16 protein-coding genes and 1 pseudogene are annotated in these 20,285 nt (G+C 71.2%); 9 read left to right on the top strand and 8 right to left on the bottom strand.

From position 1 onward, the window contains the following. Positions 1-167 precede the first annotated feature (167 nt). Positions 168-2,333 carry a M14 family metallopeptidase gene (locus IE200_RS17205; RefSeq protein WP_191280714.1) on the bottom strand — a complete coding sequence of 722 codons (2,166 nt, stop codon included), beginning with the start codon at positions 2,331-2,333 and terminating at the stop codon, positions 168-170. Between the two features lie 165 nt (positions 2,334-2,498). Here IE200_RS17205 and secD point away from each other — a divergent pair, with 165 nt between their 5' ends. The 3 genes from secD to IE200_RS17195 all read left to right on the top strand — a co-directional run bounded on the left by secD (position 2,499) and on the right by IE200_RS17195 (position 7,133). Then, on the top strand, positions 2,499-4,787 hold the full coding sequence (secD, locus tag IE200_RS17200; RefSeq protein ID WP_191280713.1) for a protein translocase subunit SecD: 2,289 nt from the start codon (positions 2,499-2,501) through the stop codon (positions 4,785-4,787). A gap of 142 nt (positions 4,788-4,929) precedes the next feature. After that, positions 4,930-5,061 carry a hypothetical protein gene (locus IE200_RS21065; protein WP_268245562.1) on the top strand — a complete coding sequence of 44 codons (132 nt, stop codon included), beginning with the start codon at positions 4,930-4,932 and terminating at the stop codon, positions 5,059-5,061. A 56-nt stretch (positions 5,062-5,117) separates the two neighbouring features. Next, the gene (locus IE200_RS17195) at positions 5,118-7,133 is read left to right on the top strand and encodes an ATP-dependent DNA helicase (protein ID WP_229856719.1); all 2,016 of its coding nucleotides are present in this window, start codon (positions 5,118-5,120) and stop codon (positions 7,131-7,133) included. Here the strand turns inward: IE200_RS17195 and IE200_RS17190 are convergent. From IE200_RS17190 to lexA, 5 genes are all read right to left on the bottom strand, one after another. Beyond that, positions 7,115-7,843: a sulfotransferase family 2 domain-containing protein gene (locus IE200_RS17190; protein WP_191280712.1), complete on the bottom strand. Its 729-nt coding sequence runs from the start codon at positions 7,841-7,843 to the stop codon at positions 7,115-7,117. The genes IE200_RS17195 and IE200_RS17190 overlap by 19 nt on opposite strands. A 188-nt stretch (positions 7,844-8,031) precedes the next feature. Beyond that, positions 8,032-9,333, bottom strand: coding sequence for an alkaline phosphatase family protein (locus tag IE200_RS17185; RefSeq protein ID WP_191280711.1), 1,302 nt, complete (start codon positions 9,331-9,333; stop codon positions 8,032-8,034). Continuing rightward, on the bottom strand, positions 9,333-11,003 hold the full coding sequence (locus IE200_RS17180) for an alkaline phosphatase D family protein (protein WP_191280710.1): 1,671 nt from the start codon (positions 11,001-11,003) through the stop codon (positions 9,333-9,335). Before IE200_RS17180 ends, IE200_RS17185 begins: the two co-directional genes overlap by 1 nt. Before the next feature lie 66 nt (positions 11,004-11,069). Beyond that, positions 11,070-12,287, bottom strand: a complete 1,218-nt coding sequence (locus IE200_RS17175; protein WP_191280709.1) for an NAD(P)/FAD-dependent oxidoreductase — start codon at positions 12,285-12,287, stop codon at positions 11,070-11,072. Between the two features lie 58 nt (positions 12,288-12,345). Continuing rightward, positions 12,346-13,068, bottom strand: coding sequence for a transcriptional repressor LexA (gene lexA / locus IE200_RS17170; RefSeq protein ID WP_191280708.1), 723 nt, complete (start codon positions 13,066-13,068; stop codon positions 12,346-12,348). Between the two features lie 146 nt (positions 13,069-13,214). On the opposite strand from lexA, the gene IE200_RS17165 reads away from it, so the two are divergent. Next, positions 13,215-14,006, top strand: a complete 792-nt coding sequence (locus IE200_RS17165; RefSeq protein WP_191280707.1) for an SDR family oxidoreductase — start codon at positions 13,215-13,217, stop codon at positions 14,004-14,006. 366 nt (positions 14,007-14,372) lie between these two features. On the opposite strand, the pseudogene IE200_RS21235 reads toward IE200_RS17165, so the two are convergent. Further along, positions 14,373-15,242, bottom strand: a pseudogene (locus tag IE200_RS21235) (NAD(P)/FAD-dependent oxidoreductase); the annotation flags it as partial. 277 nt (positions 15,243-15,519) lie between these two features. On the opposite strand from IE200_RS21235, the gene IE200_RS17155 reads away from it, so the two are divergent. The 4 genes from IE200_RS17155 (at position 15,520) to IE200_RS17140 (ending at position 19,068) form a co-directional block, all read left to right on the top strand. Then, positions 15,520-15,879 (top strand): LysM peptidoglycan-binding domain-containing protein, encoded by a 360-nt coding sequence (locus tag IE200_RS17155; RefSeq protein ID WP_191280705.1) that lies wholly within the window; start codon positions 15,520-15,522, stop codon positions 15,877-15,879. A 267-nt stretch (positions 15,880-16,146) separates the two neighbouring features. Further along, positions 16,147-16,710 carry a hypothetical protein gene (locus IE200_RS17150; RefSeq protein ID WP_191280704.1) on the top strand — a complete coding sequence of 188 codons (564 nt, stop codon included), beginning with the start codon at positions 16,147-16,149 and terminating at the stop codon, positions 16,708-16,710. After that, a complete protein-coding gene (locus IE200_RS17145) occupies positions 16,710-17,513 on the top strand; it encodes a hypothetical protein (protein ID WP_191280703.1) in 804 nt (267 codons plus the stop codon). The genes IE200_RS17150 and IE200_RS17145 overlap by 1 nt, the downstream gene beginning before the upstream one ends. Positions 17,514-17,559: 46 nt before the next feature. After that, positions 17,560-19,068 (top strand): hypothetical protein, encoded by a 1,509-nt coding sequence (locus tag IE200_RS17140; RefSeq protein ID WP_191280702.1) that lies wholly within the window; start codon positions 17,560-17,562, stop codon positions 19,066-19,068. 44 nt (positions 19,069-19,112) lie between these two features. Here IE200_RS17140 and IE200_RS17135 read toward each other — a convergent pair whose 3' ends face one another. Next, positions 19,113-19,445: a hypothetical protein gene (locus tag IE200_RS17135; RefSeq protein ID WP_191280701.1), complete on the bottom strand. Its 333-nt coding sequence runs from the start codon at positions 19,443-19,445 to the stop codon at positions 19,113-19,115. Positions 19,446-19,790: 345 nt separating this feature from the next. On the opposite strand from IE200_RS17135, the gene nrdR reads away from it, so the two are divergent. Then, positions 19,791-20,264, top strand: a complete 474-nt coding sequence (gene nrdR, locus IE200_RS17130; RefSeq protein ID WP_191280700.1) for a transcriptional regulator NrdR — start codon at positions 19,791-19,793, stop codon at positions 20,262-20,264. Positions 20,265-20,285: the final 21 nt, after the last annotated feature.

Below are 20,285 nucleotides of genomic sequence, written 5' to 3'. Positions count from 1 at the left end.
CTCACCCGCATCGCGTTCGGCTTCCACTCACCCCAACCCCTCATCGCGCTCGCGATGCTCAGCCGCGGCCCCTACAGACCAGCCCTCCCAAGCCGAGCATGACCCACACATCAGTCAGGAGAGCCGGCTGACCGGGGATCCCTGACGCACCACCACGACCTCGGGCGCTACTCCTTGTCCCGCTCGCAGGCGTCGCCCACGTCGACCCGCTCGCCGCGCTCGACGACGACCTCGCTGGTGGCGACGACGTTGCCGCGCTTGTCGGCGCAGCTCAGCAGCCATGCCTCGCGGGTCCCGGTCGGGCTGGGCGGCGTCGGGCCCTCGAAGGTGACGGTGCCGGACCAGTCGTACGCCTCGGAGCCGCCGGCGTAGTTGTCGGCCACCAGGGTGTAGGTGCCCGGCTGCGGGTCCGGGACCCGGATCACCTCCGGGTTGGCGAGCGTGGCGCCCGAGCCGACCGGCTCACCGTCCGGGCCGATGAGGAAGAAGTCCCAGTCCTGGGCCACGGGGTCGTCCGAGGGCCAGTCGACGGTGACGACGAGGAAGCCGTTGTCCACCGCGGGCAGGCCCTGCACGTCGAACGTCACGGCCTCGCTCGATCCCACCGCGGGGACCCCTGCTGGGTTGGCCAGGGTGATCGAGTCCTGCGGCGGCGCCTGCGCCTCGCGGCCGTAGCGGCCCATCACCAGCGGTCGGGTCGAGGGGTTGACGTCGAAGGTGAACGGTCCGCCGGTCGAGGCGAGCTCGGTGCTGAGGTCGTCGGTGAACAGCAGCGGCTCCCCGACCGTTCCGTCGGTGCCGATGACCGGGGAGGTCTCCGAGGTCACCGTCTTGGACACGCTGACCGTGTGCTTGGCCGGCGCGGTGCCGGTGATGACCGAGTGCAGGTCGCGGTCGGCGGCCGCCTCGGTCGCGAGCCAGTACGCCTCCCGGTTGCCGCCCAGCCCGGCCCCGTCGGCGGGTGCCAGGCCGAGGTACTCGCCGACCACGGCCTCCTCGTACGCCGGGTGGAAGCCCTCGTCGCCGATCTCGAAGGTGTAGCCGAACCCGCCGGTGATCCAGTAGCTCCAGTCCTCGGTCGAGCCGGAGGTGTCGTAGAGCTGGTAGGACGCCTGGCTGACGTAGTCGTTCTTCGCCGCCATCGCGTCACCGAGCGCCTTCAGCTCCGGCTCGTCGATAGCGAGCCCGGTGGCCGCGATGGCCGGGGGACGCAGCACGAGGTTGCTGTAGGTGTGGTTGGAGATCATCACCGTGACCGCGCGCTCGGAGATGAGCTGGCGGACCGCGTCGCTCTCGGGCTCGCTGCCGGGCGCGTCCCCGCGGAAGGTGTCGCCGGACCAGAAGGGGCTCGCTCCGCCGCCGCCCCAGAAGCCCGGGTAGTTGCGGTTGAGGTCGGTGCCGCGGTAGCGGCCGGCGAGGTTGTCGTCGCACGACCCGGTCGTGTACTGGGCCGGCGTCGCGGCCGAGACCGAGCAGTTCTTGCGCTTTATCTCGTAGTCGAAGGTCGAGAAGTTGCCGAGCGGGTCGGCGTCGCGCGAGACCTTGAAGCCGTCGACGTTGACCACTGGCACGAGGATGACCCGCGAGCGGGAGAGCAGGTCGCGCGCGCGTGCGTCGCCGGCGCGGTGGGACTCCAGGAGGTCGAAGGCGAACTCGATCGTGTGCTCGGCGCTGGGCCACTCGCGGGCGTGGTGGGCGCCCATCAGGAGGAAGACCGGCTTGCCGTCCTTGACCTTGTCGGCGTTCGCGCTCACCTCGATGCCACGGATGTCCTCACCGAGGACGGTGGTGTTGGCGAGCGTCAGGGGACGGGTCAGCGAGGGATAGGTGGTGGCGAGCTGGTCGAGGTCGCTGACGTAGTCGTCATAGGTGCGGTAGGACGTACGGCCGCTGGGCAGTCCCGACTCCTCCACGGAGGCGGCGTACGCGCGGTCGGCCCGGCGGTTCTTCCGGGTGAGCGCCTCGAGGTCCTCGACGGTGACCCGCCAGGTGAAGCCGGCCTCGCGCAGGGTCGCGGCGTCCTCGGCGTCGTGGAGGACGACCTCGATGCCGCGCTCGTCGGCGTGCTCGGTGACGTCGAGGCCGAGGCCGATGACCTCGTTGCGCTCCTCGACCGTCGGTGCCTTGACCATGACGATCTGGGTCGCGTCGCCGTCGGCGCGGGCCAGCTCGCGCGGTGGGTCGCCCGGCCCTGCGGTGCCCGTGGCGCCTGCCGCGGTGGCGGCGAGCCCGGCGGCGACGAGGGCGGTGACGGTGGCCAGCCTGGTGGCCCCGGCGCGTGGGATGCGGCGTGGGATGCGGCGTGGGATGCGGCGTGGAATGCGTGGTGACATGTGTGCTCCCGAGAAGTGACACCCGCGGGGGTACGCGGGTGTGACCCAGACAACACCGTCGCGGCGTACGGTGTCGAGACCCCCGGAACCTCCTGCACCGGCCGCCCGTTGTGCTGTCCGTGCCCGGATTCGGGCGTTGGAGTCTCGTGGTGGAGGATGTCGCGCATGTCACGTGGTGTCTGGGTCCGCTTCATCCTCGTGCTCGGCCTGCTGGCCGGGTGCGCGGCGCTCGCGATCAACGTCAAGCCCAACCTGGGTCTCGACCTGCGCGGCGGCGCGCAGTTCGTCTTCGAGGCCGAGGGCACCGAGCAGACCCCGGCCACCGCCGAGAACGTCGACAAGACCCTCGAGGTGCTGCGCGGGCGCGTGGACGCACTCGGGGTCGCGGAGTCGGTGCTGGTCCGCCAGGGCGAGAACCGCATCCTCGTCGAGCTGCCGGGCGTCACCAGCGACGAGGAGGCCCAGGAGGCCGAGGAGCGCATCGGCAGCACGGCCCAGCTGACGATCCACGAGGTCCTCGCGACCGCGCAGCCCGACGCCGAGCCGAGCGAGGAGGGCAACCTCGTCCTGCCGTCCGACCAGGGCGACACCCTCGAGGTCGGCCCGACGGTCATCCAGGGCGAGGAGATCAGTGGCGCGAGCGCCGTGCAGCGCGAGCAGAGCGTGGAGTGGGTCGTCGCGATCGACTTCAACGGCGAGGGCGGGCGCACCTGGGCCGACATCACCGGCAAGGCCGCGTGCAACCCCACCGGCGACCCCAAGCGCCGCATCGCGATCGTCCTCGACGGCGAGATCATCTCCTCGCCCGAGGTCAACGAGTCCGTGGGCTGCGACGTCGGCATCCGCGGCGGCTCCACCGACATCACCGGCAACTTCACCTCCGAGGAGTCCAAGGACCTCGCCGCCCTGATCGAGGGCGGCGCGCTGCCGCTGGAGCTGCGCGCGATCTCCGACCGTCTCGTCGGCCCCTCGCTCGGTGCCGCGGCGATCGACGCCTCCGTCGAGGCCGGCATCATCGGCCTGATCCTCACCGGCCTGTTCATCATCGTGGTCTACCGCCTCGTCGGCGCGATGGCGACCGTCGCGCTCGCGTCGTACGCCCTGCTCGCCTACGCGATGCTGGTCGGGCTCGGCTCGACCCTGACGCTGCCCGGCCTCGCCGGCTTCGTGCTCGCCATCGGCATGGCGATCGATGCCAACGTGCTCGTCTTCGAGCGCGCCCGCGAGGAGTACCGCGCCTACCCGTCGGCGGGTCTGCGCCGCGCCCTCCAGGTGGGCTTCAACAAGGCGTGGACCGCGATCATCGACTCCAACGTCACCACGCTGCTCGCGGCCGGCCTGCTGTTCTTCCTCGGGTCCGGGCCGATCAAGGGCTTCGGTGTCACGCTGTCCATCGGTGTCATCGCCTCGATGATCTCCGCGCTGATCATCGCCCGCGTGCTGTGCGAGCTCGCCGTGTCCAACAAGGGCGCATCGCGCCGGTCCGCCCTCAGCGGCATCGGCGACGTCGGCAAGGTGCGGACCTGGCTGGACCGCAAGGACCCCGACATCATGAAGCACCGCGGCCGCTGGCTCGCGGTCTCGGGCGCGGCGCTGGTCTTCGCCATCGCCGGCATCGCGCAGGGCCTCAACCTCGGCGTCGAGTTCACCGGCGGTCGCCAGCTCGACTACTCGCTCGCCGAGGAGGTCAGCATCGAGGAGGCCCGTACGGCCGTCTCCGACGCGGGCTTCCCGGAGGCCGTCGTGCAGACCGCCGACTCCGGCGACAGCGCCTTCACCGTCCGCACCGGCGAGCTCTCCAACGAGGAGGAGCAGCGCATCGAGGACGAGCTGGCCGCGATCGGCGGCGACGTCGAGAAGATCGACGACCAGCAGATCGGCGCCTCCCTCGGCGAGGAGCTCCGCAACAACGCGCTCATCGCGTTCGGCGTGGCCTTCCTGGCCCAGCTGCTCTACCTCGCGGTCCGGTTCAAGTGGACCTTCGGCGTCTCGGCGGTCATCGCGATGGCGCACGACGTGATCCTGGTGGTCGGCATCTTCGCCTGGCTCGACAAGCCGATCGACGGCATCTTCCTGGCCGCAGCGATGACCATCGTCGGTCTGTCGGTCAACGACACCGTCGTCGTCTTCGACCGCGTGCGCGAACGCTGGTACGGCTCGAAGCCGGAGGACGAGTTCAGCACGCTCGCCAACAAGGCCGCGATCGAGACCATCCCGCGTACGGTCAACACCGGCCTCGGCTCGATGTTCATCCTGGCCACGCTCGCGATCCTCGGTGGCGACTCGCTGCGCGACTTCTCCATCGCGCTGCTGATCGGTCTGGTCGTCGGCACCTACTCCTCGATCTTCACCGCCACCCCGCTCCTGACCTACATGCACGAGAAGTGGCCGATGAGCCGGGTCAAGAAGGAGCGGGTCGAGCGGGCGCCCGAGGACTCCGGCGCGGTCGTCTGACCCGCTGGCTCGCCGCCTCTCGCAGTTTCCCCGCTCGAGCGGGGAAACTGACTCCTGGAGGCCGTTGCAACCCCCTCCAGGAGTCAGTTTCCCCCTCCGAGTGCGGCCGTGCCGGTTGGGGAGCCGGGCGTACGATCGCGGCATGCTCTGGTTCCTGCTGATCGTCGTCCTGGGCGTGGTCGCCTACCGCTACCGCGTCCAGCTGCTCGCGCGGCTGCTGGGCCAGCCCGAGCGCCGCATCGAGCGCCAGCTCGGCCGCAAGAAGAAGTACTGACCGTCGCTGTGGACGGCGCCCGACCTCGTGTCGGCGGCGCCCCGTAGGGTTCTCTGGTGCCCGAGACCGACACCGCCACCGTCCCCGTCGGCGCTCCCGTCACCGAGGTGCTGGCCACGGCAGTGAGCGCGCTCGGGGGCCAGCAGCGTGACGGCCAGGTCCAGATGGCGACAGAGGTCGCCGAGGCGATGCAGGAGGGCCGCCACCTCCTCGTCCAGGCCGGCACCGGCACCGGCAAGTCGCTGGGCTACCTCGTCCCGGCGATGCTCCACGACAAGCGCGTGGTCGTCGCCACCGCGACGCTTGCCCTGCAGCACCAGCTCGTCGAGCGCGACCTGCCCCGCCTCGTCGAGGCCGTCAAGCACGTGCGGGGGCTCGACACGTCGTACGCCGTGCTCAAGGGGCGCTCCAACTACGCCTGCCTGCACCGCATCCGCGCCGGCGTGCCCGACGACCAGGGCACCCTCGTCGACGTGCCGATGGGCTCGATGGCCGAGAAGGTCCTCGAGCTGCGCGAGTGGGCGGAGGGGGAGTCCGAGGCCGGCGGCAGCGGCGAGCGCGACAACGCGCCCCGCCACACCGACCGCGAGTGGCGCCAGGTCTCGGTCAACCACCGCGAGTGCCTCGGCGCGAGCAAGTGCCCGTTCGGCGCGGAGTGCTTCGCCGAGCTCGCCAAGGAGAAGGCCCAGCGCAGCCACCTGATCGTCACCAACCACTCCCTCCTCGCGATCGACGCGATCGAGGACGTGCCGATGATCCCCGACTACGACACGGTCGTGATCGACGAGGCCCACGAGCTCGTCCAGCGCGTGACGCAGGCCGCGACCGACGAGCTCGGCGTCTCCGACATCGAGCGCGCCGCCCGGCGCTCGAGCCGCTGGACCGCCGACGCGTCGGGCGACCCCGCCGGCGACCTCGAGGACGCCGCCCAGCAGCTGGCCGAGGCGTTCGCGGCGACGCCGCCCGGCCGCATCGACCAGATGTCGACCCAGCTCTCCGACGCGCTCGTGCTCGTACGCGACGCCGCGCGCGCGTGCCTCTCGGCCTACCCGCGCGAGTCCGGCGGCGAGGGCGAGGGCGACGCCGGGCGCACCCAGTCCAAGGGGATGGTGCAGGAGGTCTTCGTCAACGCCGAGCGGATGGCGGCCGGGTCCCAGGCCGACGTGCTCTGGCTCGGCGAGGCGCGCGACCGCTTCCCCGCGCGGCTCCACGTCGCGCCGCTGCAGGTGTGGGGGCCGATGCGCGACAAGCTGCTCACCGACAAGACCGTCGTGTTCACCAGCGCGACCCTCATGCTCGGCGGCGAGTTCGGCGCGGTCGCCACCTCGCTCGGCCTCAAGCCGACCGAGCGCATCGGCCACCAGGTCGCCACGACCGACGCGGAGGACGCGCTGCCGTGGAAGGGCATCGACGTCGGCTCGCCCTTCGACTACGGCCAGCAGTCCATCCTCTACGTCGCCCGCCACCTCCCGCAGCCCGGCCGCGACGGCCTCGGCCCCGCGCAGCTCGACGAGATCTGCGACCTCGTCGACGCCCTCGACGGCCGGACGCTGGGCCTGTTCTCCTCCCGGCGCGCGGCCGAGACCGCCGCCGAGGCCGTACGCACCCGGCTGCCGCACCTGACCACGCTCGCGCAGGGCGACGCCCAGCTGCCCGAGCTGGCCAAGCAGTTCGTCGAGGACCCGCACACCTGCCTGTTCGGCACGCTGTCGCTGTGGCAGGGCCTCGACGTCCCCGGCGACACCTGCCAGCTGGTGATCATCGACCGGATCCCGTTCCCCCGACCCGACGACCCGCTGATGTCCGCGCGCGCGAAGGCCGCCGACGACCGCGGCGGCAACGGCTTCATGGAGGTGTCGGCCACGCACGCCGCGCTGCTGATGGCCCAGGGCGCGGGTCGCCTCATCCGCACCACCACCGACCGCGGGATCGTCGCGGTGCTCGACCCGCGGCTCGAGACGGCGCGCTACGGCCGGTTCCTCAAGGCCTCGCTGCCGCCGATGTGGTCGACGACTGACCCCGCGCTCGTACGCCAGGCACTCGCGCGGCTGGGTCAGGCCGGCGGGGCGTAGCCGAAGAGCTGGTAGTCGCGGGCGTACATCCGGGCGACCAGGTCGCGGAGCTCGTCGGAGACCTGCCGGTCCCGCCCGCCGGGGGCGGTCTGGTTCTGCGGCCGGGTGGGCACGGCCGGGGCGCCGATCCGCTCGCACACCGCGGCGAAGTCGCGGTCGAAGGTCTCCAGCCGCCCGACGAGGTCGACGCGGTTCAGGTCGATCATCCGGCTCTGCAGCGTCAGGTGCTGGTCGGTGCCGGGCACGGCGGACAGGTCGTGGGTGGCGGTCCACCGGGCGAACTCCTCGACGCGCTGCATGCGCTCGTGGGTCGCGGGGTCGAAGTCGTAGTAGTTGTGGTCGACGACCTTGTCGTGCCACGCCGAGACGAACCGGTCGAGCGGGTCGCGGACGAAGGCGAACGTGAAGTAGTCGGCGAAGCTCGCCAGCGGATAGCGGATCCGCATGGCGTGGTCGACGTCCATGCTCACGCCGTGGGTCTCGCAGTGGTGCCGGATGGTGCGCGTCGCGACCTTGGCCACGCGGTACCAGACGAACCGGTGGCTGTGGCTGATCGTGAGGTTGTACGCCTGGGGGCTGAGCCACGCGGACTGCTCGCCCGCCGCGGCCAGCCGGTCGACCTCCGCCTGCGCGGCCGGGGTCAGCCGTCGGCGGTTGCCCGGGCGCGTACGGAACAGCAGCGGGTCGGGGTGAGCGTCGGGGGTGGACATCGGCGCGAGGCTACCGCGTCACCCGCCCGGCCGGAGGGTGGCGGCACATCGCAGCCAGGCCCGCTCTGTGGGTGCAGTGTGCCGCCACCCCCGCGGCCGGACCGGGGAGAGTGGCGGCACATCGCAGCCTGTCCCGCTCTGTGGGTGCAGTGTGCCGCCACCCCGGCCGGCAACCCGTGGCGCAGGCGTCAGCGCCGGGGCAGCCGCGACCTGCCGTCGTACCCGCCGCGCGGAGCGCCGACCCCGAAGAAGTCCGCGACCGTCGGCGCCACGTCGATCGTGGCGGCGCGCCTCGACGACGTCACCCCGCGCGGCACCCGCCGGTGGCCGCCGGCGACGAAGAACGGGATCGGCATCGTGACCGGGTGGCCGTGGTTGCCGGGGATCGGGTTGGACCACTGGTCGGGGTCGCTGAACCGCCAGCCGGCCTTCGCGTAGACGATCACGTCGCCGCCGAGCGGACCGGTCCGCAGCGACGGTGTCGCGCGCGGGTCGTGGGCGGAGAGCACGCCCGGCACGGCCGACGACAGCGCGACCATCCGGGCCACCGCGGCGTCGAGCAGGGCGGGGTCGCCGGTCCAGTAGAGGAGGTCGGCGCCGCCGTTGTCGGCGATGGTGACGTTGCCCGCCAGCAGCGGATCGGCCTCGAGCGCCGGCGTCAGGTGGATCAGCTGGTGGGGCAGCGACCAGTCCATCGAGTGGTCGGCGAGCACCACGACCATCGAGGTCCGCCACCGGCCCGACGACTTCAGCAGGTCGACGAACCGTCCCACCTGCACGTCGGTCGCGGCCAGTGCCGCTTGCCGTGCCGCCCGGACCCCGAGCGGTCCGGTGAGGTCGGAGTGCCCCATCCGGTCGATGTCGCCGAGGTTGACGAAGAGCAGGTGCGGGTCGTTCCGGCGCACCATCGCCAGCGCGGCCTCCATCGTGAAGGCGTCGGGCGCGTGCCCGGACACCGGCACGATCGGCGCCGGCTCCCAGCGGTGGGTGGCCCGGCCGCCGAAGACGCCGTACAGGTACTCCTTGCTCAGCACCGTGCCGGTCGTCAGGCCGTGGCGGTTCAGCCGCTCGATGACCGTGGGGACCCGGATGTCCTCGGGCCGGTCCATGTCGCGGATCTCGCCGGTGCTGCGGTCGAGGATCGAGTTGGCCGGCACGCCGGAGCAGTCGGGACGCACGCCCGTCATCATCATCACGTGGTTGGGGATGGTCTCCATCACCGGCAGCGACGTGGCGCGGGGGTGGTGCAGGCCCCCGTCGCGCAGCGCGCTGGTGCGCGGCATCAGCTCCGGGGTGATCTCGTCGGGCCGGCACCCGTCGAGGACGAGGACGTACGCCCTCTTCCGGGTGCCGGCCGACGCCGCCGCTGCAGCTCGCGGCAGGCTGGAGATGGCGATGCCGGCGGCACCCGCGGCCAGCAGCGTGCGCCGGCCCGTACGGATCTCGTCGCGGCCGCGCTCGAAGGCGTCGGACCTGCCCGGCGTGCACATCAGGCACCCACCGGCGCGCTCGCGGCCTGCACCGTGTTGGTGCCGGACCTGGTCGCCCACGACGCCGTCCACGAGGAGCGGGCCCGGGGGTCGGTGCGGTCGCTGATGACGTACCAGTCCATCTGCACCCGCTCCGGCGTGACGTCGAGGACGGAGTAGCCGTGGTCGTCGAAGTTGAGGTACTTCACGTGGCGGTTGTTGGTCTGGATGACCGCCTCGACGGCCAGCGAGGACGTGCGCGGGGGCGTGCCGGTGATGTCCTTGAGGTTGTTGGAGGTGACCGAGGTGCAGACCAGCTCGACGCCGGCGGAGTCGCCGAGCGGGTAGGTCGCGGCGTCGTACGGCAGGTCGCAGGCCCAGCCGGAGTGGATGTCGCCGGTCAGGAAGACGACGTCGCGCAGGCCCTGGTCGCGGATGTGCTCGAAGAGCTCGCGCCGGTCGGCGGTGTAGCCGTCCCACTGGTCGACGTTGTAGGGGGCGCCGTCGCGCGGGAGCAGGCCGGTGACGTCGTTGACTGGGTCGACGAGGTCGTGCGGGAGCTGGGCGAACGTGACCGGCGCGATCATCACCGGGTTGCCCACGAGCTTCCACTGCGGGCCGCCGCGACGCAGCCGCCGCTTGAGCCAGTCCATCTGCGCGCGGCCGGTGATCGTGCCGTCCGCGCCGCCGGCCGGGCTGGGCACCGGGCTCGGTGCGGGCGTGCTCGCCTGCTGGTCACGGTGGGTGCGCAGGTCGAGCATGCTGAGCTCGGCGAGCGCGCCGAAGCGGAGCGTGCGGAACAGTCGGGTGCCGTCGCCGGTGGCGACCGTGCCGGACATCCGCACCGGCATCCACTCGTCGTAGGCCCGGTGGGCCGCCGCCCGGCGCGCGGCGTACGTCCCCTCGTCCGCCTGGTGGTTCTCCGCGCCGTCGCGCCACGCGTCGTTGGTGATCTCGTGGTCGTCCCACGTCACGATGAACGGGTGGCGGGCGTGGAGCGCGCGCAGGTCGGGGTCGGACTTGTACTGGGCGTGGCGCTGCCGGTAGTCGGCCAGGGTCACCATCTCGCGGGCGGGCACGTGCGGGCGGATGTCGGCGTTCTGCTGCCCGTGGCCGTACTCGCCGGGCGCGTACTCGTAGAGGTAGTCGCCGAGGTGGATCACCGCGTCGAGGTCGTCGCGCGAGGCGAGGTGGCGGTAGGCAGAGAACCAGCCGGCCTGCAGGTTGGCGCACGACACGACACCGAATCGCAGGCCCGCCGGTGTGGCGTTGCGGGCCGGTGCGGTGCGCGTCCGCCCCACGGGGCTGGTCTCGCCGCGGCAGGTGAAGCGGTAGAAGTACGCCGTGTCAGGCCGCAGCCGGGTCGCGTCGACCTTGACGGTGTGGTCGCGCGCCGGTCCGGTCCGCACCCGCCCGCGGCGTACGACGTCGCGGAACCGGCGGTCCGTTGCGACCTCCCAGGTCACCGTGACGCGCGGGCCCCGGCCCGAGCCAGGGGTGGCGGCGGCGGTGGGGGTCACGCGGGTCCAGAGCACGACCCGGCGGGGGAGGGGATCGCCGGAGGCGATGCCGTGCTGGAAGACGTCGTGGTCGACCGCGGCTCGTGCGCCCGGGGCAGCGGTGGTCACCGCGACGGCGCCGGCCCCGCCGGCCAGCACGGAGCGTCGGGAGAAGGTGGGTGTCGTCGTCACGCCGGGTTCAACGACGCAGGCGCGCGAAGATCACGCCCGGCGACGAGTGTTCACCGTGCGTTCAGGTCAGCCGAACGGGATGCGCCCCCGCAGCGACTCCGGGTCGGTGACGGGCTGCTCGCCGGTCTCCTTGATGAGCTCGCGGGCGGCGTCGACGCTGTCCCAGACGTTCCACAGCACGACGCCGCGGACCTGTCCGGACCTGAGGTAGTAGACGACGCCGGTGCCGATCTCGCCGTCCTTCCAGTCCTCGACGAGGTCGAGGTCGCTGCTGGTCTCGCCGACGGCCTCGTAGCCGTAGTCCAGGATGTCGGACCAGAAGAACGGGGTGTAGTCGTACGCCGCGTCCGCGCCGGCCATCACCGAGCCTGCGTGCTCGCCGGACTTCTCGGCGTGGTCGACGTGCTCGACACGGCGGCGGCCGAGAAGGGCGTCGGGGTAGGACGCGACGTCGCCGGCGGCGTACACGTCGGGGTCGCTGGTGCGCAGGTGGTCGTCGACGACGACGCCGTCGTCGACCTGCAGGCCGGCGGCCTCGGCGAGACCGGTGCGCGGCAGCACGCCGACGCCGATCACGGCGGCGTCGGCCACGATGTGGGAGTCGTCGTCGAGGCGGATCCGGACGCCGCCGTCGTCCTCCTCGCCACCGGAGACCGTGCCGTGCACGACCGTGACGCCGCGGTCGGCGAACGCCTTGGTCAGGTGCGCGGCCAGCGCCCGGGGGAACATCTGCTCCTGGACGTCCTCGCGGTCGAGCACGAGCGTGACGTCGACGCCGTTCTGGACGAGCGCCGAGGTGATCTCGGAGCCGATGTAGCCGCCGCCGACGACCGCGACGTGGCTGCCCTCGGTGGCGACGGCGCGCAGCCGCTCGTAGTCGGCGGCCGTGCGGTAGTAGACGACGCGCGGGCCGGGGTCGACGGACAGCACGCGCGGCTCGGCGCCGGTCGCGAGCAGGAGCTTGCCGTAGCCGACGTTGGTGCCGTCGGCGAGGCGTACGGTGTGCGCGCCCGGATCGATCGCGGTGACGGTGGTGTCGGTGCGGAGGTCGACGGCGTCGTCGTCCTCGAGGTCGCCGGCGAGCGAGCTGCCCTCGAGGGTCGCGTCGTCCTTGAGCCAGAGGTCCTTCGACAGCACGGGCCGGTAGACGGGCTTGGCGGGCTCGGAGCCGAGCACGCCGATCGTGCCGCTGGCGTCCTCGGCGCGGATGCCCTTCACGGCGCTGGCCGCGGCAACTCCCGCTCCGACGATGACGTAGTCGTAGGTCTTCTCCGCGTCGCTCATCTGGCCATCGTGTCCGGCGGGTGGGCGCCTTTCAAACGGCGTTCCACCCCTACGGGCCTCACATCCGGCGCAGGACCGCCGTCACGACGCCGAGGATGGTGGCGTCGTCGCCCGGGATCGGGTCGTACGCGTCGTTGTGCGGCAGCAGCCACACGTGGCCGTCCTTGCGCTGGAAGGTCTTGACGGTGGCCTCGCCGTCGATCATCGCGGCGACGACCTGGCCGTTGGTGGCGGTCTGCTCCTGGCGGATCACGACGTAGTCGCCGTTGCAGATGGCCGCGTCGACCATCGAGTCGCCGGAGACCTCGAGCAGGAAGAGCGTGCCCTCGCCGACGAGCTGCTTGGGCAGCGGGAACACGTCGGTGACCTGCTCCTCGGCGAGGATCGGTCCGCCGGCGGCGATCCGGCCGACGACGGGGATGTTGACCGCGGTGGGGGCGACGTCACCGATGCCGGTCTCGTCGACGCCCGAGTCGTCGCCGCTGGAGATCGAGCGCCGGGCCGCCATCACCTCGGGGAGGAACACCTCGAGGGCGCGGGGCCGGTTGGGGTCGCGCTTGAGGAAGCCCTTGCCCTCGAGCACGCGCAGCTGGTGGGCGACGCTGGAGGAGGAGGTCAGGCCGACCGCCTGGCCGATCTCGCGCATCGACGGCGGGTAGCCCTTGGACTCGATGGAGTCCTTGATGGTCGCGAGCACCCGCTGCTGGCGGGGGGTGAGCCCGGTGGCGTCGGGCGGGCCGTCGGGCATCTCGATGACGTTCTTGTCGTCCTGCTTGGCCATGGGGTCCTCCACTGCGGGGTGCTCCCACCGTCCGCGCCGGGCGGGAGCCGTGTGCCCACCGTAGCCGCCGGGGAGCCCGGTGATCAAACACCTGTTCGAAGCCGCGTGTCGCCGGTGTTCGTCCGTGTGGCGCTAGTGTCGGTGCGATGCAGAACTCGTGCGTCGTCACTGGTGGAGCCCGCGGGATCGGGCGCGGGATCGCCGAGCTCATGGTCGCGCGCGGGCACCGCGTCGTGATCGGCGACCTCGACGGGTGGGCGGCCGCCGCGACGGCCGCCGAGGTCGGTGCGGTCGCCGGCCTGGCCCAGGACGTGCGCGACCCCGACTCGCACCGCCTGGTCGCCGAGGAGGCGGCGCGCCACGGCGTGCTGACGGCGTGGTTCAACAACGCGGGCGTCGGCGACGACGGCACCCTGGCCTCGCTCTCGGAGGACCAGGTGCGCCGGCTCGTCGAGGTCAACCTGCTCGGCACGACGTGGGGCACCCGTGCGGCGCTCGCCGCGTTCGGCGCGGGCGGGGGAGACGTCGTCAACGTCGCCTCGCTCGCCGGGCTGGGACCCGTGCCGGGCTACAGCATGTACGCCGCGACGAAGGCCGCGGTCGTCTCGCTGTCGATGTCGGTCGACGCCGAGACGCCGCGCGGCGTACGGGTGCACGCGCTGTGCCCCGACGGGGTCGACACCGCCATGCTGGCCGCGCAGGACCCCGACGGCATCGGCTCGCAGCTGACCTGGTCGGGCGGGGCGATCCTCGAGGTCGCCGACGTCGCGCAGGCGGCCGTCGCGCTCGTCGGCTCGCGCCGCGTCGTACGGACGGTGCCGACGTGGCGCGGGGGAGTCGCCCGCAGCGCCGCGCTGGCCCCGGGCGTCATGCAGCACGCGGCCGGGGTGTTCGCCGCGCAGGGGCGGCGCGCGATGCGGCGCCGCTCCCGCGACTGACGACCCCGTCGGCTGCTCGGGCCGCGGTCAGGGCAGCCGGACCTGGCCGTGCTTCATCTTCCAGAGGAAGTACTTCTCGAAGCCGAGCTTCATCGCGTGCGCCTGCGGGCCGGGGATCAGCACGCCGTGCTTGCGCGGGGGCAGCATCTTGTCGGCGAGGATGACGACGCCGTTGTTGCCCGCGTCCATCACGCAGACCGCCGGGATGTCGCCGAAGGCCTTGTGCGCGTCCGGCGCCTTGCCCTCGATCTGCGCGGCGATGTTGACCGCGGCGACGTGGGCCTGCTGCTCGGTCGGGAAGCCGGTCTTCGGGATGCCGACCGGCGTCGGGGTCTGCCACGGGACGTCGACCGCGGCGGCCACGCCCACGGCGTACACGTCGTCGTAGGCCTCGCTCTGGTAGGTGTCGCGCACCTTCACGAAGCCGTTGTCGTCGGCGATCTTGGGCGTGCGGCGGATGACCTCCTGGCCGGAGAACGGCGGGATGATCATCGCGTAGCCGAAGTCGAGCGTGCGCCCGTCCGCGAGCACGAGGCGTCCCTCGTCGACGTGGTCCATCGCGGTGTCGAGGACGGCGTCGATCTTCTCCTTCTTGAGGAACATCCCGAGCAGGCTCTCGCCGTGCGGGAGCCCGCCGATGCCGAAGTGGCCGAGGAACGGCTCCGCGCTGACGTAGGTGAGCTTGACCCGGTCCTTGAGCCCGGCCTTCTTCAGCTGGTAGCTGGTGTTGAAGAGGAACTCGTACGCCGCGCCGAAGCAGCCCGCGCCCTGGGTGGCGCCGATGACGACGTCGCCCGGCTTCTCGCGGAACCGCTGCCAGCCCTCGCCGGCGTGGATGGCGTCGTCGAGGGTGGTGATGGTGTGCGCGTTGCCGCCCTCGCCGAGGCCGGGGATCACCTCGAAGCGGTTGCGGTAGCCGGTCGCGATGACCAGGTAGTCGTAGTCCTGCGGGCCCGCGGTGGTCTCGACGCGCCGGGCCTCGGGGTCGATCGCGGTTGCCTCCGCGTGGACGAACTCGACCTCGTGGTACTCGAACGTGGGGCCGAGCTTGAAGGTGATGTCCTTCTTGGTGCGCTTGCCGAACGGCACCCAGATCAGCGACGGGGTGAAGAGGAACTCGTCGGAGGACGACACGACGGTCACGTCGACGTCCCCGTGCAGCTGGTGCTTGACCGTGAGGGCGGCCGTGAGACCCGCGAAGTTGCCGCCGAGGACCAGGACCTTCTTGCGTGACATGACGTTCTCCTTCTGGTCGACGTGCGTCGTCTGCGCCTCCACGCTCGTCGACTCGGGGTCGCGACGGTAGGACCGTTGGTCCCCTCCGGACCGGGCCATCCGGGCGTCGAACAATTGTTCGCCCGGGTGCTTGACCCGTTCGAACAGGTGCTCTACCGTCGTACACATGTTCGATCGAACGTCTGCTCGACGCCCGGTGGCCCAGGCCACTGTCGGTGGCTCCGACTAGACATTCGCTCGACAGATCCGACCGGCTGATCTTCCCCAGGAGGCCACCATGAGCACCCTCAGCCTTGCCCCCGCTTTCTCCCCCGCTGCCGCCCCGGCCCGCACCCGCTCGACGGTGCGCCTGACCCGGCGCGGACGGCTCGTGGTCTTCCTGACCTCGCTGTTCCTCGTGCTCGGCGTCGCCTTCATGCTCGCCGGCGGTGCCGTCGGCACGGGTTCGTCCGGTGAGCCGATCCCGACCGAGGTCGTCACCGTCGCCCCCGGCGACACCCTGTGGGACATCGCCAGCGACGTCGCCGCCGACGGCGACGTCCGCGCGGCGATGAACGAGATCGAGCGGCTCAACGCCCTCGAGTCCACCGGCCTCGCGGCCGGCCAGAAGCTCCGCGTCCCGGTCGTCTCCGACTGACGCGTGAGGCCTCCATCAGCCGCTTCGACCCCGGCTGGTGGAACCAAAGGGGAAGACCGAGGGGCGGGCCTGGTGGCCCGCCCCTCGGCGCGTCTGTCGCTCGGTGGTCGAAGTAGGCCGCGAGGGACGAGTGGGCGTATCGAGACCCGCTTCCGTCGAGGGTGGCGGCACATCGCAGCTCTCTGGGCCCTCTGCTTGCCGTCTGCCGCCACCCTCGCGTCGGGTTATCCACAGTTTTGCCCTCGGGGTGGTTCGACCCTCGCCCGGATGGGTAGTTTCACGGTGCTGACGTTGTTCTCGGGAAGGCACTTCATGCACGTACGCCGCGCACTCGCACTCACCCTCGCGGTCCCCGTCCTCCTGGCCGGGTGCTCCGACGACCCGGAGCCCACGCCCAAGATGCCGGAGTCGACGAGCTCGTCTCCGTCGCCCAGCCCGACGGAGACCAAAGAGCCAGAGGCGGAGAGTCCGGAGGAGTTCATCCGGCGGTGGGCCGCTATCGAGGCCGAGATGGAGAACACGGGAGACACCAGCGAGTACCGCGCGCTCTCCGAGAGATGTAGAGCCTGCAACAAGCTGGCGGATCTCGTAGAGCAGTATTACAGGGCGGGGGGCTTCGTTGAGTGGGACGGGTGGACCATCCGAAGTATCCGGGCCCAGGGCGATGAAGGCACCTACCTCGTGAGGGTGAACTCCGCTCCCACTAGATACGTCGAAAAATCCGGCGGGAAGGAGAAATTCTTTCCTGGCGGTTCCGGAGCCCATCTCATCAGACTCGCGCCCGCCGGCTCGTCATGGAAGGTCGTCGACAAGTCCGAGGTGGACGGGTGATGGCTGTCGGCGCACGCCTGTCCGCCCTGATCTGCTTTCTGGGAATGCTGGTGCTTGTGGGTCCAGCGGCGCGAGCGAACTGCGGCGTTGACGCCGAACTCGGTGAGGTAGCTGAGGAGTGCGACAAGTCGGCCGCCACGATTGAGGCTGAGAAGCAGAAATATCCGACGTCGACGTGGACCGTTCGTCAGATCTGCAAAGACGCCAGACGCTTGCCAGATGGAACCTGCTTCAACCCATCGACGTGCACGACTGTCGAGGGAGTCCCGGGTACTCGCTACGTCGTCTTCCGAGACGGTGAGTACGACGGCACTGCGTGTCTGAGCGCGGGGGAGAAGGAGTCGATCGAGGCTCCGCCGGACGTTCGGGTGCTCGTCATCAGGGCGTTCGAGCGTCTCGAATGGCCCTCGTCGCAACTGACCGTCCAGCCCGTCGGCGGCAAAACGCTGGTCAACCTGAAAACCAACTTCTACACGTCGAACGACAAGCCGACGAGCATCTCAGTGCGTCTTGTCGAGTCCGACGTCGTGGTCACGGCCCGCCCCATCGCCTACCGCTGGAACTTCGGCGACGGCACCTCGATGGTCTCGGAGAGCCCGGGGTCGCCCTACCCGAACCTCGATGTCGCACACGTCTACGAGCAGCTCGACGAAGTTGCCGTCAGCGTCGACACCCAGTACGGCGACGCGAGCTTCACGGTGAACGGCGGACCTCCTGAGGCGATCCCGTCCACCATCTGGGTGAACGGTGAGAGCCAGGACCTTCGGATCGTCGAGGCGCTGCCTCAACTCGTACTCCAGTAGCAGCGCGCGAGCGCGATCAACCACTCACACAACTCTCGGGGGACACATGCTTGGTTCTGCACGCCTGCAGCACGGGAAGATCGCTCTCACCCTTGCCGCCGCCCTGTTGGCAACTGCCTGCAGCTCGGACGGTGGCGACGAGCAGAAGGACGGCACGTCGGACGCCGCAGGCGCGGCTGTGGAGGAGGCTTCGGCCTCCCAGGCGGAGCCTGCCGCTGTCGCCTGGACGGCGAAGCTCGACGTCATCGGCCAGCCCGTCGAGGCGGGGCCATCCCTGCTGGTCCTGGCAAGGACTCGGGGCGGGAGTGTCGAGCTGGTGAGCCTGGATCGGACGACCGGTCGCACCAACTTCCGGATGCCATACCACCCCGGCGGCTCGCCCACGGGGGTGACCATGGTGCCGCGCGCCACGGAGACCGACTCGGGCCGGCACCTCGCGGTGCTTCGCCGCTACGACCCGCAGGCCGCTGGTCCGGCGCTCGTGGCGGTCGACGTCACGACGGGCGACGTCGTCGCCAGCACGCCCTTCGCGGTGGACGACTACGACGCCTGCTCCGACGGTAGTGACGTGTGCTGGTCGGGCTTCGAGAGCAGACCCGGAGGGCTGATCCAGAGCCCGTTCGGCATGATGCGCGACATCATCCCCGGCAGTGCCCCGCGGCGCTGGGACCTCGAGTCCGGGCGCATCAGCGAGAAGACCCTGCAAGAGGGAGCGATGCGAGTCGGTGAGCCCGACCTCTTCGTCCGCGGGGAGGGACGGCTCGCGCAGCTGCTGCGTCTTCCCGGGACGCGACGGACCGGCTGGTCGCAATCCGTCGGGTTCGTGGTCGGCGACGGGGTTGACTCCACGTACGGATGGAGCTTTGCGCACGACGACGACGCGAACGTCTACGTCGGCTCGATGGGCCGACCGCTTCCGCAGGAGCTGGTCAGGCGTTACAAGCGAGGCAAGCGGGTGAGCATCGACTACTCGTCCCGCTACGTCACCTCCGGCATCGACGGCAGGACCGGCGAACGGCTGTGGCAGCGCGAGGGGGCCGACGCGTGGTGTCCGCTCACCCGATCGCTGTCCGAGACGGAGGCGCGCACGCTGTGCGTCGTCAGCGGATCCCGGGTCGAGGTCAAGGGTGAGGATCCGACCTACCGGGACCTTGTCGTCGAGCTCCAGGGCGTCGCGCCCCGCTCGGGCGAGGTCGCCTGGACCTACACGCTCGCCGGCAAGGAGGCGGAGCGGGCCTACGTCGACGAGCGCGCCCCGCTGGCGCCGTACGGTGTGGTGCTGCCGTCCGAGGACGGCCCCGTCGCACTGGACCAGCGCACCGGTGCGCTCCAGCTCGTCGCGGACGATGCCGTGCTGCTCTGCTCGGGCGGTCCCGACAGGGTCACGGCGTACGGAACCAAGCGGAGGGCGGGGACGCTCTACCGCACCTGTGACCCGCTGGGGAGGCCGTCGAAGGGTCGGCTGTCGGTCTTCGGTGTCTCGGCGCTCAGCGGCGACGGAGACCTCCGCTACGTGTCGATGGCGGGCCGGGTCGTCGCCTTCGAGGTTGCCTGACCGCGACACCGTGGAGTCCGCGGCCCAGCCCACGAGCTCCACGCTCACCGAGCGGCGCGCTTGCCCCCGACCGGCCGCGGGGGAGCGTCGTCGGACGGAGGCGGTGCGGTGATGCCCAGGACCCGCATGATCCGCGCGACGAGGAGCATGCCGACGAAGAGGCAGGCGATGGCGCCGAGGCAGGCCAGCGCCATGAAGGTCCAGGCCTGCGAGCTGCCGCCGCGCGCGGCCGTACCGAAGTCGATGGCGGCATAGACGAGGTAGCCCCAGGCCACGACGCAGAGGGTGACGGCGGCGCCGAGGAGCAGCGCCGCCTTGTTCAGCCGACGGGGCTGGGGGGCGCCGCGACGCGACCCTGCTCTCTTCCCCGTGGACACAGGAGTCATTGTGTCGGATGCTGCCTCACGAGGTGACGAGCACACCCCAGGGGAGGGGTGACGGCGCGCCGGTCCAGAGCGCCTCGTACGCCCAAAACCGCAGGTCAGAGAGCTGCGCGGAAATTGGTGCCGCGACTTCACGCGTTCACTTGCCAGCGTGGTGGCCGGGGCGTACGGTTACCACTACATCTAGTAGTTACACCGCTGTAGTTATCCACATCTGGTGCACAGGCCACGGGGGACAACTCACAGGCCAAGGCTAGATGTCCACAGGAAGATCCACAGGCGCCACCCCGTTATGAGGGTGTACGAACCGCGCCCTGACGCACCCGGAGGAGGGCCGCCATGCACTGTCCCTACTGCAAGAACGAGGACACCAAGGTCCTCGACTCCCGGGTCGCCGACGACGGCGGCTCGATCCGCCGCCGCCGCTCGTGCGCGGCCTGCGACCGCCGCTTCACGACGGTCGAGAAGATGCAGCTCACCGTGCTCAAGCGCTCCGGCGCGACCGAGCCGTTCAACCGCGACAAGGCGATCGCCGGCGTACGGAAGGCCTGCAAGGGTCGCCCGGTCACCGACGCGCAGCTCGCCTGCCTCGGCCAGGACGTCGAGGACGCCCTGCGCCTGAGCGGGCAGGCCGAGTTCGACGCCAACGAGGTCGGGCTCGCGATCCTGGCGCCCCTGCGGGCGCTCGACGAGGTGGCGTACCTGCGGTTCGCCTCCGTCTACCGCGCGTTCGAGTCGGCCGACGACTTCGACGCCGAGATCAAGATGCTGCGGCTCGAGCGAGCCGCCAGCGAATCGGCCCCCACGGGCTGACCCCAGACGGCCCGGCAGGTA

Source organism: Nocardioides flavus (ex Wang et al. 2016) (assembly GCF_014653115.1).
GTDB lineage: Bacteria > Actinomycetota > Actinomycetes > Propionibacteriales > Nocardioidaceae > Nocardioides > Nocardioides flavus.
This window is presented reverse-complemented; position numbering and strand designations above follow the sequence as displayed.

Coding starts and splice junctions, on each gene's coding strand:
- IE200_RS17205 (WP_191280714.1), bottom strand. CDS start 2,333: ATGTCACCACGCATTCCACGCCGCATCCCACGCCGCATCCCACGCCGC.
- secD (WP_191280713.1), top strand. CDS start 2,499: ATGTCACGTGGTGTCTGGGTCCGCTTCATCCTCGTGCTCGGCCTGCTG.
- IE200_RS21065 (WP_268245562.1), top strand. CDS start 4,930: ATGCTCTGGTTCCTGCTGATCGTCGTCCTGGGCGTGGTCGCCTACCGC.
- IE200_RS17190 (WP_191280712.1), bottom strand. CDS start 7,843: ATGTCCACCCCCGACGCTCACCCCGACCCGCTGCTGTTCCGTACGCGC.
- IE200_RS17185 (WP_191280711.1), bottom strand. CDS start 9,333: ATGTGCACGCCGGGCAGGTCCGACGCCTTCGAGCGCGGCCGCGACGAG.
- IE200_RS17175 (WP_191280709.1), bottom strand. CDS start 12,287: ATGAGCGACGCGGAGAAGACCTACGACTACGTCATCGTCGGAGCGGGA.
- lexA (WP_191280708.1), bottom strand. CDS start 13,068: ATGGCCAAGCAGGACGACAAGAACGTCATCGAGATGCCCGACGGCCCG.
- IE200_RS17165 (WP_191280707.1), top strand. CDS start 13,215: ATGCAGAACTCGTGCGTCGTCACTGGTGGAGCCCGCGGGATCGGGCGC.
- IE200_RS17155 (WP_191280705.1), top strand. CDS start 15,520: ATGAGCACCCTCAGCCTTGCCCCCGCTTTCTCCCCCGCTGCCGCCCCG.
- IE200_RS17150 (WP_191280704.1), top strand. CDS start 16,147: ATGGGTAGTTTCACGGTGCTGACGTTGTTCTCGGGAAGGCACTTCATG.
- IE200_RS17145 (WP_191280703.1), top strand. CDS start 16,710: ATGGCTGTCGGCGCACGCCTGTCCGCCCTGATCTGCTTTCTGGGAATG.
- IE200_RS17140 (WP_191280702.1), top strand. CDS start 17,560: ATGCTTGGTTCTGCACGCCTGCAGCACGGGAAGATCGCTCTCACCCTT.
- nrdR (WP_191280700.1), top strand. CDS start 19,791: ATGCACTGTCCCTACTGCAAGAACGAGGACACCAAGGTCCTCGACTCC.